This window comes from Candidatus Methylomirabilis sp. (assembly GCA_036000645.1).
In the GTDB taxonomy this organism is placed as follows: domain Bacteria; phylum Methylomirabilota; class Methylomirabilia; order Methylomirabilales; family JACPAU01; genus JACPAU01.
The window spans coordinates 1-17,317 of the sequence record DASYVA010000117.1; the positions used below are offsets into that span (position 1 = coordinate 1).

The following is a 17,317-nucleotide window of genomic DNA, read 5'->3' on the forward strand; positions in this document are numbered from 1 at the left end:
TCACCAGCTCCTCGGCCCCCTTGGTCTGCTGCTGGGTGAGGGCGGAGATCTCCTGGACCTTCTTCACCTCGTCCACCACCACCCGGACGATGTCCTCCAGGGCTTCCCCGGTGAAGGTGAGGACCTTCCGCCCCGCCTCGATCTCCTTGGTGGCCCCCTCCATGGAGAACAGGACCTTGCCGCTCTCCTCCTGGATCTCCTGGGTGATCGCCGCGATGCGCTCCGCGGAGGCTCCGGCCTCGCCGGCCAGCTTCCGGATCTCCTCCGCCACCACCGTGAAGCCCTTGCCGTACTCCCCTGCCCGGGCCGCCTCGATGGTGGCGTTGAGGGCGAGCAGGTGGGTCTGCTGGGCGATCTTGGTGATGACGTCCACGATGGTCCCGATCTGCTGCGTCTTGGCCGAGAACCCCTTCACGTTGACCGTCGAGGACTCCAGGATGCTGAAGACCTCCTTCATCTTGGCCATCGCCTCCTGGGCCGACCGCCCCCCCGACTGGGCGGTGTAGCCGGCCTCGGCGGCCGCCTCGGCGGCCGACTTGGCCCGGCCGGCGATCTCGTTGATGGCCGAGGCCATCTCCCGCATGACCTTGGAGGTCTTCTCCACCAGCTCGGCCTGGTGTTCCGCCCCCTTGGCGATCTGCTCCACGGTCGCGGCGATCTCCTCCGTCGAGGCGTTCATCTGCTCCGCCGAGCCGGAGAGGGCCGTCGCGGACGACGCGACCTTCTCCGCCGTGCCCTTGGCCTCCTTCACGATGCTCCGGAGGCTCAGCACCATCTGGTTGAACGCGCTCGCCAGGGCCCCGAGCTCGTCCCGGGACCGGACGACCACGTCGCGGGTCAGGTCCCCCTCACTCAAGATCCGGCTCGCCAGGGCCAGCGCCCCCACCTCCCGCGCGATCCGACCCGAGAGGTATTTCGCCAGGAGAGCCCCCACCAGGAGGGCCGAGAAGGCGCTGATGGCGTCCCGCGAGGGGATGTTGGGCAGGAGGACCGCGAGGCCGCCGCCTACGGCGGCGGTGGTCGCGATCACCGCCAGGAACCCCAGCAGGATCTTGTTGCCGATGGACCCCTTCATGCGGTCACCCTCCCTGTGGTGCCGCGCGCGACCCAGCCAAGGCCTGCAGACGCGCGCCCAGCGCGGGCGCAGCCGCCGGCCCAAATTCCGGCGCAAATCGCGGACACCCTATCGTAGCCCCCTGGGGAAGTCAAGCCTGCGCCCCCTCGCGCCGCGCCTCTGCGGCGCCACCCACGGCGGCCGCGCGGCGGCAGTAGATCCGCTCGCCCACGTCCACCGACTCGAACGCCTCCCGCACCGGCCCGGAGAGGCCCTCCACCTTTCCCAGGACCAGGACCCCTCCAGGATTCAGCACCTCGGCGAAGGCCCGCAGGACGCGCTGCTGGTGGGCCGGCGCCAGGTAGATGAGCACGTTCCGGGAGAGGATCAGGTCCAGGCGCCGGAAGGGGGGCGGCGTCCGGAGGTCGTGGCGCTTCACGAACACCATGCGCCGGACAGCCGGGACGAGCCGTACCCGCCCCCCCTCCTCCTCCCCGAAGTATCGCGCCCGCAGTTCCGGCGGCAGCCCGGCGAGCTGTCGGGCAACGTAGCGGCCCGCCTTCGCCACCTCCAGGCAGCGGGTATCGATGTCGGTGGCGTACACGACCGCCGATTGCCGAAGCCCCTCGCGCCGCCAGACCTCCTGGAGCAGGATGGCCACCGTGTACGCCTCCTCCCCCGTGGCGCACCCGGCGCTCCACACCCGGAGGGTCCGCCGCCCCGTCTCGGCCCGGGATCGGCAGAGGGCGGGCAGGACGCTCTCCGCCAGGACCCGGAACGTCTGGGGGTTCCGGAGAAACTGGGTCACGTTGACCGTGAGCGCGTCCAGGAGGCGGGGCAGCTCTTCCGGATCCCGGCGAAGCACCTCCACGTAGGCCTTCAGGTCCGGCACGGCTCGGGCCCGCTGCCGCACCGCCAGGCGCCGGGCCACGCACTTTTCCTTGTACAGCCCCAGGTCCAGGCCCGCCCGCTCCTGCAGCGTCTCTTCCAGCGCCGCCCAGGCGGTGGCGTCCCGTCCCCCCCGCACCCCTAGCGCAGCATCCGACACAGGGCCTCCACCACCTTCGGCTCGAAGGCCTGCCCCGCCTCCTCCTGGAGGAGGGCCAACGCCCGCTCCGCCGGGAGGGCCCGCCGGTAGGGGCGGTCCGTGGTCAGGGCGTCGAAGACATCCGCGACCGTGATGATCCGGGCCAACAGGGGGATCGCCTCCCCCTGCAGCCCGTCGGGGTAGCCGCTCCCGTCGTACCGCTCCTGGTGGTGGCGGATGCAGGGGCGGACATCCTGCAGGAAGTCTACCTCCGCGATGATCTGCTCCCCCACGATCGGGTGGGACCGGATGTGGGCGCGCTCCGCCTCAGTCAGCGCGCCCGGCTTGTTCAGGACCTCTGCCCGGATCCCGATCTTCCCGATGTCGTGGAGCATGGCCCCGAACTGGAGAGTCCGGATCTCCCCGGGGGCGAGGCCCAGCTCGTCCCCCAGTGCCACGGCGTACTGGGTGACCCGCTGCACGTGCCCCTTCGTGTACGGGTCTTTGGCCTCGATGGCCACCGCGAGAGCCTGGACGGTGTCGAGCACGCCCTTGGTGAGGGACGCGGCCAGAGGCTGCCGCTCCAGCCCCAGCCCGACGAGAGAGGCCAGCGTCGCAAAGAAGGCCCGCTCCGCATCCCCGAAAGGGGAGCTGGGCCGGGACCCCAGACAGCAGAGGACCGCCACCAGGCCCTCGCGCGACCGGATCGGAACTGCGACGAGGCTCCGGACGGCCAGGCCTCCCTCCCCGGGGGTGAAGAGCTCGGCTGGTCCCGTGGAGGCCTGGAAGACCGGCACGCCCTGGCGCAAGAGCCGCCCCAGGGGGCCCGCCGTGGCGGCAGCCGGAAGCTGCGCCGAGGCCTCCCCCGAGAGGCCCCGGCTGGCCAGGAGGACTAGGCTGGACCCCCCGGGGAGAGCACCCAGAACCGCCAGCGCCTCCTCCGGCACCTCGGTGGCCAGAAGACCGAGGATTGCCTGGAGCATGGGACCGGGCTCCTCCCAGTCCTCCCGGGTCAGCTCGCTCACCGCGCCCAGGATGGCCAGGCGGCCCGCCTCCCGGCTGCCCGCGGCCCGGCCCACCCGCCGCCACCGGGTCGCCTCCCCCCGCCCCCGCGCAGGAGGGGGGGGGAGCTTCCGGGTGGCCGGGAGCCGGCTGACCGTCATGAGGAAACCGCTGATGGCCCCGTCCACCCCCCGGAGGGCAGCCAGGGAGAGACCTGCCGCAAGGGGCCCCCGGCCGTTCGCCCCACCCCGGGGGGCCAGGTAGACGGCCGGCTCCCCCGCGAGGACGCGCCGGACGGCCGTCCGGATCGGGAGCTGCTTGAACTCCGGCAGATTCCCGAGCGGTTGTCCCACCACGCTCCCTGTGGGGCGGCTCAGCAGCTCTTCCATGCAGCGATTCCAAGCCCGGATGACCAGGTCCCGGTCGAGGAGGGCCATGCAGAGGGGGAAGCGGTCCACGATCCCCGGATGGTATTCGTCCATGCCGCCTCACCGGGAGCCCGGCCCCAACCGGTCCCCCGGCAGCCCCTGGGGAAGAAGGTCTGGCTAAGGTCTCAATAACACGGAGCTTTTTCCGGTTGCTTCTCTCCGCATAACGTGCTAGAAATACCGGGACGGAAGGCTCCTGATCTGCGCGTAGGGGTGCAATTCCTGGACCACCGCCTGCCCTGAAACCCCAGCACCCCGTTAGGCCGCCTTGGATCAACCCGCTGTACAATACGCGCTCTTCCTGGTCTGCCTCCTGGTCCTTTCCGGGGGGCTCTCGGCGGCAGAGACCGCCCTCTTCTCCCTCACGGCCGAGCAGGTCAGGGCGGTAGCCGGGCGATCCCCCGGGGCCGGCCTCCGGTTGCAGGAGCTGCTGTCCCGTCCTCGCCGGACCCTCCTCACGCTCCGCGTCTGTGACGCGATGATCAACCTCGGCGCGGCGGCTGCGGCGCTGGCCCTCGCGGCCGCCCTCGCCCCCGAGCAGGCCTGGCTGGGCCCCCTGCTCCTCGTCCCTGTCCTCGTTTTCCTCGGGGAGCTGTTTCCCCGCTTCGTCGCGGCCGCCCGCCCGCTGCCGCTCGCCCGAGCCCTCGCCCTCCCCCTCGGCATCCTGGTGACCGCCCTCACCCCCCTCCGTCGGCTCCTGCGGGCCGTGGCCGATGCCCTCCTCCGCCGCCTCGGCGTGATCGGAGGGGGGGGTGTGACGGAGGAGGAGGTCCGGGGCCTCCTCGAGGCCGGCACGGCCGCCGGCCTGATGGCTCCCGCCGAGCGGGACATGATCCGGCGCGCCCTCGCCTTCGGCGAGATCCGGGTCCGGGACGTGATGACCCCGCGGACCGATATGTTCTGCCTCGAGGTCTCGCTCTCCCCCGCGGAGGCGGCGGCAGCCATCCGGCGGGCGAGCTTCTCCCGGCTCCCGGTCTACCAGGAGTCCCTGGACCGCATCGTCGGAATCCTCTACGCCCGAGACCTCCTCCGACCCGCCGTCTCCGGAGCGCCCCCGTCCCTGGCTCCCATCCTGCACCCCGCGCTCTTCGTCCCCGAGACCAAGCGGGCGGAAGACCTGCTGGCGGAATTCCGCCGCCGCCGCCGGCACATGGCCATCGTGGTGGACGAGTACGGGGGGACAGCGGGGCTCGTCACGCTGGAAGATGTCCTGGAGGAGCTGGTCGGGGAGATCAGCGACGAGTTCGACGAGGCGACCCGGGGGGTCACGCCCCTCGGGCTCGGCCGCACGCGGATCCCGGCCGGGATGACCATCGCGGAGTTCAACGAGCGTTTCGGGGCCGGCCTCCCCAGCGACGGGGTCCAGACCGTCGGGGGATTCGTGTTCGACCGGTTGGGGAAACTCCCGGGACGGGGGGACGTGGTCCGATTCGGCGCGTTTCGCTTCGTCGTGGAGATGGTCCGGGGAGCCCGGCTCACCGAATTGATCGTGGAGCGGACGGAGGAGGCGGACCATGAGTGAGTGGGGACCGCCCACCCTCCTGGTAGCCATCGGGGCCCTCCTGCAGGCCTTCTTCGCCGGGTGCGAGCTGGCGCTCGCCTCGAGCCCCCTCCCCGGGCTGCGGCGGCGGGCCGCCGCCGGGTCGCGGGGGGCGCGCCAGGCCGTGGCCTTCCTCGAGGCGCCGGAGCGGTTCCTGACCGCCACGCTGGTGGGGAACACGGCCGCCATGGTCCTGAGCGGGACCGGGGCCGCCCTCCTGGGGTCCCGCCTGGGCGGCCCGCCGGGGGCGGTGGCGGCGGTGCTCCTCCTGGGACCGGTTCTGATGGTGGTGGCCGACCTCGTCCCCCGCACCCTCTGCCAGTATCGGGCGGAGCGGATCGCCCCGCTCCTGGCTCCGCCCCTCACGGTCGCCACGCGCGCCCTCGCCCCCCTGACGGCCGTGGCCCGGCGAGGGGCCGCCGCGCTCCTCACGGTCCTTCGGATCGAGCGGAGCGGCCGGAGCCCCTTCCTCAGCCGGGAGGAGATCCGGGTCCTCCTCGGCCAGGGGAGCCGGGGCAGGGCGGGCACGGGCGCCCGCCGCCTCATCGACCGGGTCTTCGCCTTCGGGGAGCGACCCGTCCGGGAAGCGATGATCCCGCTCGTGGACGTGGTGGCCCTTCCGGAGGACGCGACCGTGGCGGACGCGGTGGCGTGCGTGGAGGCCCACCACTTCGCCCGCATCCCCCTCTACGAAGAGCGGATTGACCGCCTCACCGGCTTCCTGCACTCCCTGGACCTGCTGGGCCGGGAGGCCTCCGCCCCCCTGCGGCCCCTCCTCCGCCCCGCCCCCTACGTGCCGGAGAGCCGGCGACTGGACGATGTGCTGCGGGATCTGCAGCGCGCGCGTACCCAGATGGCGATGGTGGTGGACGAATACGGCGGTGTGGTGGGAATCGTGACGATGGAGGATCTGCTGGAGGAGCTGGTGGGCGAGATCGAGGATGAGTACGACGACGCCGCGCCCCCCCTCCGCCGGCTTCCGGACGGCGCCTGGCTCGTGGATGCCCGGGTCGAAGTGGAGCGGTTGAACGAGGAGACCGGGCTGCAGGTCCCCAAGGGAGAATACGAAACCCTCGGCGGCTACCTCCTGGCCCTGCTCCAGAAGATCCCGGAGCCGGGTGAGGAGATCACGGCCGAGGGCATCCACTTCCTCGTAACCGAGGCGGACCGGCGGAGCATCCTCAAGGTGAAGCTCCGTCGCGTCTCCCCCCGTCGCCCCTCCTAGTCGCTATTGCCGTACCGCCTCCCGCAGCGCGCGCCCTTGCAGCCCGCCGTCCCCCGTTCCGATGAGCGGATGCTGCCCCCCGGTGTCCATCCCGGAGATGGTCCGGATCATCCCCTCCAGCTCCCGGAGGCGGCCCACCTCGCGGGCCAGCCGGGTGAGCTGCTCCGCCTGGGCACCCAACCGGGCCGCCAACTCCATGTTCTCCTGCTCCAGCCGGAGCGTCCGGGCCAGATCCACGCCATACCGGGCTGCATGAAGGATGAGGCCACCCGACAGGAGGCCCGTTCCGGCCAGCGAGAGGAGCGCGACCAGCACCGCCAGGGGGGCAAGACGGACGCGACGCATGCCCCCGGTCCCCGTAAAGGCGAAGATGGTGAGTCCCGCCCGCCGGCTCTCCCCCAGGTACCGGCAGGCGCTCCGGATCCGCGCAAACGCGCTATGAGTCCGCATAATTGCCTCCCTTCCTGCGCTTCGGTCTTTGCGGTATTGCTACGGGTTTTCGCGCGGTTCGGCTGGGGGCCCCGGGCGATCCTGAGGCCCCGTGGGATGCGGGCCGGGTTTCCTGTTTTTTTACCGGAGCAGGCGGCGGCTGTCAAGGCGAAAGGCTGGACCAGGCCGGAAGTGCTCGAACCCCCCCGCGAGGGGGGAGAGGGTGCCGTCCGGATGCCGGAGGGTGAGGCCGGCGCTCCTGGGCAGGATCCGTCCGATCGCCGTCGCGCCGACGGTGCCGGCGCGCGCCAGGGCCCGGCGCACAGCGGCAGGGGGGGCGCTGGTGGTGAAGAGGAGTTCGAAGTCCTCGCCGCCGCCGAGGGCCCAGCTCAGCGGATCCGTCCGGAGCCAGGCACCCAGCGCGGCCGCCGCCCGGTCCACCGGGACCGCCGCCCCCTCCACCAGGGCACCAACGCCGCTGGCCTCGCAGAGGTGCGCGAGGTCCCCGGCGAGGCCGTCGCTCAGGTCGATGGCAGCGCTGGCGAGGGCGCGTCCGGCTAGCGCCGCCCCCGCCTGCACCCGGGCGTGCGGGCGGAAGTGGCGCCGCAGGGCACGCCGGAGGGGACCGGCGAGCCTGGCGGGGACCGGGCGACCCCGTCCCGTCCCCCCCGCTTCGCGCGCCGCCCTGTAGCCTCGGGAGAGGGCGGCGAGGGCCGCCGCCGAGGCGCCCAGCCGGCCCGTCACCCAGAGAGTCTCACCGGTCCGCGCCCCCGCCCGCGTGAGGAGCCGCCGGCCCGCCTCGCCCAGGACCGTGACCGCCAGAAGGAGCGGCCCGGTGGTCGCGGACACGTCTCCGCCCACCAGGAGGACCCGGAAGGCCGCCGCGGCACGCCGCAGGCCCCGGTAGAGGGCATCCAGGCGGGCGACGGGAGTGCCGGAGGGAACGGCCAGCCCCAGGAGGGCGTAGCGGGGGCGCCCCCCCATCGCGGCGATGTCGCTCACGTTCACCGCCAGGGCCTTCCAGCCCACCGCAACCGGATCGGCCGTGCGCCACCGGAAATCCTCCCCCTCCAGCAGGAGATCCGTCGTGGCGAGGAGAAGTCTGCCGGCGGGAAGGCGGAGGGCGGCGGCGTCGTCCCCGATCCCGAGGAGGAGGCCGGGACCCCGACGAGGCAGGGGGGCGGCGAGGCGGGCGATGAGGCCGAACTCCCCCAGGGTTCGGAGCGTGGCGACCCGAGCGCGACGGGCCATGGCCGCCTAGAGGGATGCGCGGGCCAGCTGGTCCAGGACGGCTGCCCGGAGTTGCTGGGTGCTCGGAAGGGGGCGAGCCAGGCGCCCGCCCCGCAAGAGGGGGAGGAGCAGGGGGGCAGGGCTCCCCCCGCAGGGGCACGCCGGGCTGGCCGAGGGCTCCGGCAGGACCCGGTCGACGCCGCAGGACCCACAGCGGTAGACCATCTTGCGACCCGAGAGCTTCCCCCGCTTCGCCAGCGGCTTCCCATCGATCTCCACGATGTCCAGGGCGAAGTTCACCACGGGAGCGTTGCTGATGGCCGTCCCGACCCCGTAGGCATCGGCCGCGGGGTTCAGGGTCGCAATCTCGGCCTCGTCCAGGCCGCCGCTCACGAACAGTTTCACCCGGTCGAACCCGCGCAGATCCAACTCCCAGCGCACCTCCCGCAGGATCTGCAGGAAGTTCCCGCGGCGGGACGCGGGCGTGTCGAGGCGGACCCCGAAGAGCGCCCCGCCCAGCGCCTCGGCCACCCGCAACGCCTCGAATTTCTCATCGTTGAAGGTGTCGATGAGGATCACCCGCTTCACCTTGGGGTCGACGCACTCGTGGAAAGCCTTCGCCGCGGCAACCGTGTCCCCGAAGAGGAGGACGAGGGAGTGGGGCATCGTCCCCACCGGGTCCTCGTGGATGAGCTCCGCCGACTTCACCACCGCCACGCCGTCGCAGCCCCCGACGAAGGCGTTCCGCTCGATCATGGGGGCGAGGGCCGGGTGCATCCGCCGGGCGCCGAAGGAGATGATGGGGCGCCCCTCCGCCGCCTTCTTGCACCGGGCGGCCTTGGTGGCGATCCCCGAGGCCTGACAGAGCAGGCCCAGGAGGGCCGTCTCGTACTGGGCCCAATCCACGTAGCGCCCCCGGACGGTCAGGACCGGCTCGTGGGTGCCGAAGAGCGCCCCTTCCGGGAAGGCATCCACCTCGACCGGCAGGTCCGCCAAGAGGTGGGCCGCCTCCTCGACCCCGGCCAGCACCCCCCAGGCCCAGCCGGCGGGGAGGCTCTTGAGGAACACCTCCGCGGTGACCACACTCTCGATCCCCTTCCGCCGCAGGATCTCCAGGGTCCGGAGAAAGTACACGTCGGTGATCAGGCCCGCCTTGATGTCGGCGGGGTCGGCCGTATGGAACATCCCGGTACACCTCCTAGGCGGGGCGGAGGGTCTCGTCGATCCGCGCCAGCAGGGCGTTCGGGCTGAAGGGCTTGGTGATGTAGGCCGCGACCCCCATCTGCAGCCCCCGGAGGCGGTCCATCTCCTTCCCCTTCACCGTCAGCATGAAGACCGGGATGCCCTGGGTGGCCGGATCCCGCTTCAGGGCCTCCAGGGCCTGGAAGCCGTCCATCCGCGGCATCATCACATCGAGCAGAATCAGGTCGGGCTGCTCCGTGCGGGCCTTCTCCAGGCCCTCCACCCCGTCGGCGGCGGCGATGACGGTGTACCCCGCGGTGCGGAGCTTGTAGTCGATGATCTTCAGGATGTGGACTTCGTCATCAACCACCAGGATCTTCGGCATCATTCTCCTCGTCGGGGAGCAGCGCGAGCGCGGCCGGAACCGCGGCCGCGAGCGCATCGGCGAGCGCGGCGAACTCCTTCAGGCTGACCGTCTCGGCCCGCCGGTTCCCGGCGACCCCGGACGCGGCGAACGCCGCGGGCAGTCCCCCCGCGAACGGGCACAGGACGGGGGAGGCCGCGAGAGCGTTGCGGAGCATCTTCCGCCGCTGGCCGAACCCCGCGCGGATCAGGGCGAAGAGGAGGTCCGGTCGGCCCACCGACACGGCCGGCCGGGGGAGGAGGTCCAGCCGGACGAGGGCCGAGTCGACCGCCGGGACCGGCTCGAAGGCCTCCCGCGGCACCGCCCCCACCACCACCGGCTCGGCATGGTAGCGGCAGTAGAGGGTGAGCGCCCCGTAGGTCCGCCCTCCCGGCCCCGCCGTCAGACGGGCGGCCACCTCCCGCTGGAGCATCAGGAGGCAGCAGTCCACGGCACCCCGGAGGGCGAGGAGGCGCCGGAGGAGCGGCGTGGCGATGGCGTAGGGAATGTTAGCCACCACCCGGAAGCGCTCCCCGGGGGCCGGGGCTGCCTCCGGGGGGGGGAGGGGGAGGGTCAGGGCGTCCCCCTCCACCAGCAGGACCCGGCCGTCTCTCGCGAACCGGCGCCGGAGGAGGGCCGCCAGGGCGGGATCCACTTCCACCGCCACCACCTGGCGGCAGGCCCCTGCGAGGGCGGCGGTGAGGGTCCCGAGGCCAGCCCCGATCTCCAGGACCCGCTGCTCCGGCTTGAGCTCGGCCGCCCGCAGGATGGTCGCCAGGACGGTCTCGTCGGCCAGGAAGCTCTGGCCCAGGCGCCGCCGCGGCCGGATGCCCGCCTCGCGCAGGAGGCGCCGGGTGTCGGCGCGAAGCGACGCCATGCTAGCCCTGCGGACGGCGGTCCTTCTGCTTCGCCATCCGCAGGTTCATCTGGGCCAGGTGGTTGCGCGGGTCCAGGGCTAACGCCTTCTCCCAGGCAGTGACCGCCTGCCCCTCCCGCCCCATGCGGCGGAGGAGAATCCCGAGGTTCACGTAGGCTTCCACGTAGCGGGGGTTGATCTCCAGAGCCCGCGTGAAGGCTTGCAGCGCCTGCTCGTGGTCCCCCTGCTCCCGGTAGCAGATGGCGAGCCGGTTGTGCATATCGGCGTACGTGGGACCCAGCACGAGGGCCTTCTGGTACTCCCCGGCCGCCTCCGGGATCATCCCCAGGTCGTAATAGATCTTCCCCAGATCCGCATGGGCATTGGCCAGCTTGCTCCGAATGACACTGCTCATCGGCGGCGAATCGCCCCCCTCCTCCCGTGCCTTGGCCAGCCCGAACTCCCGCAGGGCGGGTCCATAGGCCCCGATGTCCGCGAGCGTAATGGCGAGATTCAGCTGGGCCTCGGTGTAGTTGGGGTTGATGCTCAGGGCGCGCCGGAACAGCTCGATGGCCTTCTCGGGGGAGTTCCGCTGGCTGTAGATGAAGCCCAGCATGTTGTAGATGTTGGCGTACAGGGGGGTCCGCTGGACCACCTCGAGGCAGAGCCGCTCGGCGTCCTCGTAGTCCCCGGTCTGGAAAGCGCTCGTGGCCCGCTGGACCAGCTGCTTCAGGTCGGCACTCTCCATCGGGTCTCCGCGGGTTAGAAGGGGGCTCCCACCCGGACCGACTCCCGGAAGTCCGTCCAGGAATCCTTCAGCAGCTCCAGGAGGGAGGGGTTGCGGGAGGACTTGCCCTCCGGCGTGGCGGCCGGCCGCGCCTCCACCTGGATCCCCAGGCGCTTGCCGGCCGCGGCCGCGAAGGGGGAATGGGGGAATTCGGTGAGGACCCGGTGGTAGGCCGCGGCCGCCTCCGCCTGCTCTCCGCGGGCGCGGGCGATCTCCCCGAGAGAGTAGAGGGCCTCCCCCTCCAGGCCGAGCCCTGCGTATTCGCGGAGGACCAGGGTGAACCGGCCGGACGCGGCCGCGTACTCCTCGCGCCGGAGGTAGAAGAGGCCCACCTCCAGCTCTTTCTCCGCCAGGCGCCGCCGGGCCTCCCGCAGGTGGGTCCGGGCCTCGGGGGCGTAGGGGCTGTCCGGGACTTCCGTGAGGAGCTGCTGGAACGCCTGAACGGCCCGCCGGGTCATGCTCTGGTCCCGGTCTACCCGCTCCATCTGCTGGTACGCGGAGAGCGCAATGTGGTAGATCGCCTCGTCCACCCGCTCGTGTGCCGGATGGAGCTGGAGGAATTTCTGGTATTCGCTCCGGGCCTCGTTGTAGAATCGCTCCTCGAAGTAGGTCCGGGCGACGCCCAGCCGGGCCTCGGGGGCGAGGACGCTTCCCGGGTACTGATTGAGCAGCGCCTGGAGCTTTTCCCGAGCCTCGGCGTAGCGGCCCCGCTGGAAGTCGGCGTTCGCGCGCCAGTAGAGCCCGGCCTCCCCGGCGGGAAGCATCTCGCGCCCCCGCGAGGCGCAGGAGAGGCCCGCCATCCCGAGCGCCACCAGCAGGAGAACCCAGCGCCGCGAGCCGGCCGTGCGCATCCCGTGCCTCCCTCGACCCATCGAACCCGCCCCACCCTACTGAAATCGCCCAGGGGTGTCAAGCGCCCGCGCCCGCATGCCCCCGAATGAGAAAGGGCAAGGGAGAACCCTTGCCCCGCCTGCCGCGCCGCCGGCCCCGCCGCGGGCGCGCCCTAGGCCGATTCAGCTTTCTTCTTATAGAGCAGGATGGGCCGACTCCGCTCGGCCACCACCTCCCGGTTCACGAGACATTCGGTGATGCCGGTCTCCGACGGGATCTCGTACATGATGTCCAGCATAATGTCTTCCAGGATCGCCCGTAGGCCCCGGGCTCCGGTATCCCGTCGCACCGCCTCCTCGGCCACGGCCAGCACCGCCTCCTCCGTGAAGGTCAGCTTGACCCCCTCGAACTCGAAGAACTTCTGGTACTGCTTGAGGAGGGCGTTCTTCGGCTCGCGAAGGATCCGGATGAGGGCCGCGACGTCCAGCTCGTGCAGCGAGGTCACCACCGGGAGCCGGCCCACCAGCTCCGGGATGAGCCCGTACCGGAGCAGGTCCTCCGGCTGCGTCTCGGCCAGGATCTGTCCCACCTTCCGCTCGCGTCGCCCCTGGACCTTGGCGCCGAACCCCATCTGCTTCTGGCCGATCCGCTCCTCGATGAGCTTCTCGAGGCCGATGAAGGCCCCGCCGCAGAGGAACAGAATGTTCGTGGTGTCCACCTGCACGTACTCCTGCTGCGGGTGCTTCCGCCCTCCCTGAGGCGGGACGTTGGCCACCGTCCCCTCCAGGATCTTCAGCAGGGCCTGCTGCACGCCCTCCCCCGAGACGTCGCGGGTGATGGAGGGGTTTTCGGACTTCCGCGCGATCTTGTCGATCTCGTCGATATAGATGATCCCCCGCTCCGCCCGCTCCACGTCGTAGTCCGCCACCTGCAGGAGCCGGAGGATGATGTTCTCCACATCCTCCCCCACGTATCCCGCCTCCGTGAGGGTGGTGGCGTCGGCGATGGTGAAGGGGACGTCGAGGATCTTGGCCAGCGTCTGCCCGAGGAGGGTCTTCCCGGAGCCGGTAGGGCCGATGAGCAGGATGTTGGACTTCGCCAGCTCCACGTCGTCGAAGTCGGTCCGGCTGTTGATGCGCTTGTAGTGATTGTGGACGGCCACCGAGAGGGTCTTCTTGGCCCGCTCCTGCCCGATCACGTACTGGTCCAGGACCGCCTTGATCTCGGCCGGCTTGGGCAGGTCCCCCAGCGACTTCCCCCGCTCCTCCTCCAGCTCCTCCGCGATGATGTCGTTGCAGAGCTCGATGCACTCGTCGCAGATGTAGACCGTGGGGCCGGCGATGAGCTTGCGGACGTCCTCCTGGCTCTTGCCGCAGAAGGAACACTGGAGCTTGCCCCCCGACTTGACCGCCTTGGCCATCCAGCCCTCCTCGATCGCCCGACGACCGGTCAGCGCACGCCCGCCGGCACCGGGATGCCGGCCCGGGACACGATCACCTCATCGATGAGGCCATACTCTTTCGCCTGCTGGGCGCTCATGAAGAAGTCCCGGTCGGTGTCCCGCTGGATCTTCTCCAGCGGCTGGCCGGTGTGCGTCACGAGGATCCGGTTGATTTCCTCGCGCATCCGCAGGATCTCCTTCGCCTGGATATCGATGTCGGTGGCCTGGCCCTGTACCCCGCCCAGCGGCTGGTGGAGCATGATCCGGGCATGCGGGAGCGCGAAGCGCTTCCCCTTCGTCCCCGCCGCCAGGAGGAGCGCCCCCATGCTGGCGGCCTGCCCCATGCAGATGGTCTCCACGTTCGGCTTGATGTAGCACATGGTGTCGTAGATGGCCAGCCCGGCCGTCACCGATCCGCCGGGGCAGTTGATATAGACGTGGATGTCTTTCTCCGGGTCCTCGGCTTCGAGGAAGATGAGCTGGGCAATGATGAGGTTGGCGTCGGCGTCGTCGATGGGGCTCCCCAGGAAGATGATCCGATCCTTCAGCAGGCGGGAGAAGATGTCGTAGGCCCGCTCCCCCCGATTCGTCTGCTCCACCACCATGGGCACGAGGTACATGGCCGCTCCCACCGGCGCAACCTGGCCGGCTGCACCGCGCGCGACGGTGCTCCCGTGCGGGCTAGGGCACCTGGATGAGGTCGTAGTCTGGGCCTACCCGGGCGCGGCTCAGAAGGAGATCCGCCGTCTTCCGGTGGAGCAGCTCGCCTCGCACGGCGGCGAGGCGCCCCTCCTTCTCGAGCGCCTCCCGCAGGGCGGCGGGGCTCCGTCCCGTTCCCGCCGCTGCCCGCTCCAGCTCCTCTTGCAATTCCTGGTCCGAGACCGTGATCCCTTCCTGGGCGCCGATGGCCTCCAGGAGCAGCCGGTGGTGGACGCGCCTCTCGGCGGCGCCCCGAAACTTTGCCCGGATGTTCTGGGCGCTGGCCTCGTCGAGCCCCCGGATCCGCGCCCCCTGGGCGGCCAGCGCGTGGAGCGTCTCGGCCACCAGGGCATCCACCTCGGCCTCCACCAGGGCGGCGGGGACCTCCACCGGATTCTGCTCGGCGATCTTGCCCAGGATCTGGGCCTTCATCTCCCCGTCCCGCTCCCGCTCCTTGAGCGCCAGCAGGTCGGCCCGCACCTTCTCCCGGAACTCCCCGAGGGTCCCGCTCCCTCCCACCGCCTTGACGAGCTGGTCATCGAGGGCGGGGACGCGCTTCTTCTTCACCTCCCGGACCGTCACGGTGAAGACCGCCCGCTTCCCCCGGAGCTCCTTCCGCGGGTAGGTGTCAGGGAAATCGACCCGGACCTCCCGGGTCTCGCCCTTCTGCGCCCCGACCAGCCCCTCTTCGACCGCGGGGAGGAACGCCCCGGAGCCCAGCACGACGTTCACCTGGCTCCCCCGCCCCCCCTTCAGCGGCCGCCCGTTGACCGTGCCGTGGTAGTCCAGGATGCAGAGGTCATCCTTCAGGGCGGGCCAGCCCTCCATCGGGACATACTCGGCCGCCCGCTCCCGCATCTGCTGGAGGAGCGCCTCCACCTCCTCGTCGGTGACCTTCGCCTCCTTCTTCGTGACCGGCACGCCCAGGTAGTCTTTGACCGCGAGGGGGGGCTTCACGTCCACCACGGCCCGGTAGCGCAGGGGCTGGCCCTCCGCGAAGGAGACCTCCTCCACCGTCGGGTCTCCGAGGACCTCCAGGTGCGCCTCCCGGAGCGCCTCGAGGTAGGACTCCGGGATGAGCTCCCGGATGACGTCCTCGCGCACCTGGCTCCGGAAGCGCTGCTCCAGCAGGGCACGGGGGACCCGGCCCTTCCGGAAGCCGGGCAGGCTTACCCGCTGCCCCAATGCCCGGTAGGCGGCCTCCAGCTTCGGCCCGACCCGATCGGCGGGAACCTCCACCGTCAGGGCCCGCCGGGAGGGGCTGACCTCCTCCACACTTACGCGCATCCTGCTCCCCCTGGTGCGAGAGGGGGGAGTTGAACCCCCAAGGGTTGCCCCACGGGATCCTAAATCCCGCGCGTCTGCCGATTCCGCCACTCTCGCGGCGCGAAAAGGGTCAAGGGGCAGAAGCCCAGGCCTCGGAGAGGCCCCCGGGGCCGACGGCCCGTCCGTCGGGCCCCACGCCCCCTGCCCCCTGATCCCGCTCCGGTCGTTTCTGGTGGGCCGTCAAGGACTCGAACCTTGGACCCGCTGATTAAGAGTCAGCTGCTCTACCATCTGAGCTAACGGCCCCACGCGCAGGCCCCCGGCGCATCGCCAGGGGCTTGTGTTCCTTTCGTGCCCTTCCCGGCGGCCCGCTGCCGCGGGCGGGCGCCCGGGGCCGCTGGTGCGCCTGAGAGGATTCGAACCTCTGGCCCACTGCTTAGAAGGCAGTTGCTCTATCCCCTGAGCTACAGGCGCCCGCTCCGCAGGCCCAATGAGAGCGCCGCCCCCGTGCGGCGAGCGTATCGTTTTCTCTTAACACCAGGCTCCAGGGTTGTCAAGGAAGGAGTGGCCGGCTGTAGAGAGCACATGATCTGACCGCTCCCGAGAGCACGTGAACTGACCGCTCCCCAACGAGCCTGGGGTGTGGCCCAATGGCCAGCCAGGAGGTTGGCCATGGGCTATCCCCCCGAGGTGGTGGAGCGGACCATGAAGGTGCAGGAGGTGCTCTTGCGGGCGATGAGCGGGGCGCTCACCTGGCTGCAGGCGGCCGACATCCTCGGGATGCGGCCCCGGAGCCTGCGGCGATGGCGCCGCCGCTACGAGGCGCACGGCTACGATGGGCTCTGGGACCGCCGCCGGCACCGCCCCTCCCCCCGCCGGGCCCCCCTGGCCGCGGTGGAGCGGATCCTCCGGCTGTACCGGGAGCGGTACCGGGGGTTCAACGGCCGCCACTTCCACGAGGTCGCTCAGCGGGAGCACGGGGTCACCCTCTCCTACACCTTCGTGAAGCAGGCGCTGCAGGGGGCGGGACTGCTCCCGAAGCGCCGGCCCCGGGGGCGCCACCGGACCCGCCGGGAGCCCCGGGCCTGCGTGGGGGAGCTCCTGCACCTGGACGGGAGCCCCCACGCCTGGCTCGCGCTCTGCCCCACCGAGCGGCAGACGTTGCTCACGGTGGTCGACGACGCCACGAGCCGCCTGCTCGCGGCCCGGCTCGTCCCGGGGGAGAGCACGGCGGCGGTGATGGGCGTGCTCCGGGCCGTCCTCCAGACCCACGGGCTCCCCCAGGCCCTCTACACCGATCGGGCCCACTGGGCCTTTCATACCCCCCGAGCGGGCCAGGGGCCGGATCGGCAGCAGCTGACCCAGGTGGGCCGGGCCCTCGCCCAGCTCGGCATCGAGCACATCCCGGCCTACTCCCCCCAGGCCCGGGGCCGGAGCGAGCGGGTCAACCGCACCCTGCAGGATCGGCTGGTCAACGAGCTCCGGGTGGCCGGCATCCGGAGCGGGGCCGGGGCCAACCGGTACCTGGCAGCCCACTTCCTCCCCGCCTACAACGCGCGGTTCAGTCGGGCGCCCGCCGATCCCGCGAGCGCCTTCGTCCCCCTGGGCGGGGCCGCCCTCGACCAGATCCTCTGCCACGAGGAGGGGCGGACCGTGGGCCAGGACAACACCATCACCCTGGCCGGCGTGCGCCTGCAGATCGCCAAGCAGCGGGGGCGGCGGACCTGCGCGGGCCTGCGGGTCCTCGTCCGGCGCCATCTCGAGGGCGCCCACTCGGTCTGGTGGGGACGCCGGTGCCTGGGGCGCTACGACGCTCGGGGCCGGCCCCTGCCTGCTTCCGCCCAGGAGGCCGCCTGACCCCGGAGCGGTCAGATCACGTGTCAAACGGGAGCGGACATTTCACTTGTCAACAACAGG

General features: G+C 71.5%; 16 protein-coding genes and 3 tRNA genes. 3 read left to right on the plus strand and 16 right to left on the minus strand.

Annotated features, from left to right (window positions below; all coding sequences use genetic code 11):
• The 3 genes from VGT06_06725 to VGT06_06735 form a co-directional block, all read right to left on the minus strand.
• Positions 1–1,075, minus strand: a 1,075-nt coding sequence (locus VGT06_06725; protein ID HEV8662814.1) for a methyl-accepting chemotaxis protein, incomplete at its 3' end; no start/stop codon positions are given.
• Between the two features lie 130 nt (positions 1,076–1,205).
• Positions 1,206–2,081, minus strand: a complete 876-nt coding sequence (locus tag VGT06_06730; protein HEV8662815.1) for a protein-glutamate O-methyltransferase CheR — start codon at positions 2,079–2,081, stop codon at positions 1,206–1,208.
• 2 nt (positions 2,082–2,083) lie between these two features.
• Positions 2,084–3,565, minus strand: a complete 1,482-nt coding sequence (locus VGT06_06735) for an HD domain-containing phosphohydrolase (GenBank protein HEV8662816.1) — start codon at positions 3,563–3,565, stop codon at positions 2,084–2,086.
• A 214-nt stretch (positions 3,566–3,779) separates the two neighbouring features.
• On the opposite strand from VGT06_06735, the gene VGT06_06740 reads away from it, so the two are divergent.
• Both VGT06_06740 and VGT06_06745 read left to right on the plus strand, forming a co-directional pair.
• A complete protein-coding gene (locus tag VGT06_06740) occupies positions 3,780–5,033 on the plus strand; it encodes a hemolysin family protein (GenBank protein HEV8662817.1) in 1,254 nt (417 codons plus the stop codon).
• Positions 5,026–6,276 carry a hemolysin family protein gene (locus tag VGT06_06745; GenBank protein HEV8662818.1) on the plus strand — a complete coding sequence of 417 codons (1,251 nt, stop codon included), beginning with the start codon at positions 5,026–5,028 and terminating at the stop codon, positions 6,274–6,276. Before VGT06_06740 ends, VGT06_06745 begins: the two co-directional genes overlap by 8 nt.
• A 3-nt stretch (positions 6,277–6,279) precedes the next feature.
• On the opposite strand, the gene VGT06_06750 is transcribed toward VGT06_06745, so the two are convergent.
• From VGT06_06750 to VGT06_06810, 13 genes are all read right to left on the minus strand, one after another.
• The gene (locus tag VGT06_06750) at positions 6,280–6,726 is read right to left on the minus strand and encodes a hypothetical protein (GenBank protein HEV8662819.1); all 447 of its coding nucleotides are present in this window, start codon (positions 6,724–6,726) and stop codon (positions 6,280–6,282) included.
• 120 nt (positions 6,727–6,846) lie between these two features.
• Positions 6,847–7,956, minus strand: a complete 1,110-nt coding sequence (thiL, locus tag VGT06_06755; GenBank protein HEV8662820.1) for a thiamine-phosphate kinase — start codon at positions 7,954–7,956, stop codon at positions 6,847–6,849.
• A 6-nt stretch (positions 7,957–7,962) separates the two neighbouring features.
• Positions 7,963–9,120, minus strand: a complete 1,158-nt coding sequence (locus tag VGT06_06760; GenBank protein HEV8662821.1) for a nicotinate phosphoribosyltransferase — start codon at positions 9,118–9,120, stop codon at positions 7,963–7,965.
• 13 nt (positions 9,121–9,133) lie between these two features.
• Positions 9,134–9,502, minus strand: coding sequence for a response regulator (locus VGT06_06765; protein HEV8662822.1), 369 nt, complete (start codon positions 9,500–9,502; stop codon positions 9,134–9,136).
• Positions 9,480–10,397 carry a 16S rRNA (adenine(1518)-N(6)/adenine(1519)-N(6))-dimethyltransferase RsmA gene (gene rsmA, locus VGT06_06770; GenBank protein HEV8662823.1) on the minus strand — a complete coding sequence of 306 codons (918 nt, stop codon included), beginning with the start codon at positions 10,395–10,397 and terminating at the stop codon, positions 9,480–9,482. Before rsmA ends, VGT06_06765 begins: the two co-directional genes overlap by 23 nt.
• A gap of 1 nt (position 10,398) precedes the next feature.
• Positions 10,399–11,124: a tetratricopeptide repeat protein gene (locus VGT06_06775; protein HEV8662824.1), complete on the minus strand. Its 726-nt coding sequence runs from the start codon at positions 11,122–11,124 to the stop codon at positions 10,399–10,401.
• Between the two features lie 14 nt (positions 11,125–11,138).
• Positions 11,139–12,014, minus strand: coding sequence for an outer membrane protein assembly factor BamD (locus VGT06_06780; protein ID HEV8662825.1), 876 nt, complete (start codon positions 12,012–12,014; stop codon positions 11,139–11,141).
• Positions 12,015–12,166: 152 nt separating this feature from the next.
• Positions 12,167–13,414 carry an ATP-dependent Clp protease ATP-binding subunit ClpX gene (gene clpX, locus VGT06_06785; protein ID HEV8662826.1) on the minus strand — a complete coding sequence of 416 codons (1,248 nt, stop codon included), beginning with the start codon at positions 13,412–13,414 and terminating at the stop codon, positions 12,167–12,169.
• 29 nt (positions 13,415–13,443) lie between these two features.
• Positions 13,444–14,055, minus strand: coding sequence for an ATP-dependent Clp endopeptidase proteolytic subunit ClpP (gene clpP / locus VGT06_06790; GenBank protein HEV8662827.1), 612 nt, complete (start codon positions 14,053–14,055; stop codon positions 13,444–13,446).
• A gap of 61 nt (positions 14,056–14,116) precedes the next feature.
• Entirely contained in the window at positions 14,117–15,421 is a 1,305-nt protein-coding gene (gene tig / locus VGT06_06795) for a trigger factor (protein ID HEV8662828.1), read from the minus strand.
• An 11-nt stretch (positions 15,422–15,432) separates the two neighbouring features.
• Positions 15,433–15,517: transfer RNA gene (locus VGT06_06800), tRNA-Leu, on the minus strand.
• A 113-nt stretch (positions 15,518–15,630) separates the two neighbouring features.
• A tRNA-Lys gene (locus VGT06_06805) sits at positions 15,631–15,706 on the minus strand.
• Positions 15,707–15,798: 92 nt separating this feature from the next.
• Positions 15,799–15,874: transfer RNA gene (locus VGT06_06810), tRNA-Arg, on the minus strand.
• Positions 15,875–16,072: 198 nt separating this feature from the next.
• Between VGT06_06810 and VGT06_06815 the strand changes: the two genes are divergently transcribed.
• Positions 16,073–17,257, plus strand: a complete 1,185-nt coding sequence (locus VGT06_06815) for an ISNCY family transposase (protein ID HEV8662829.1) — start codon at positions 16,073–16,075, stop codon at positions 17,255–17,257.
• Positions 17,258–17,317 lie beyond the last annotated feature (60 nt).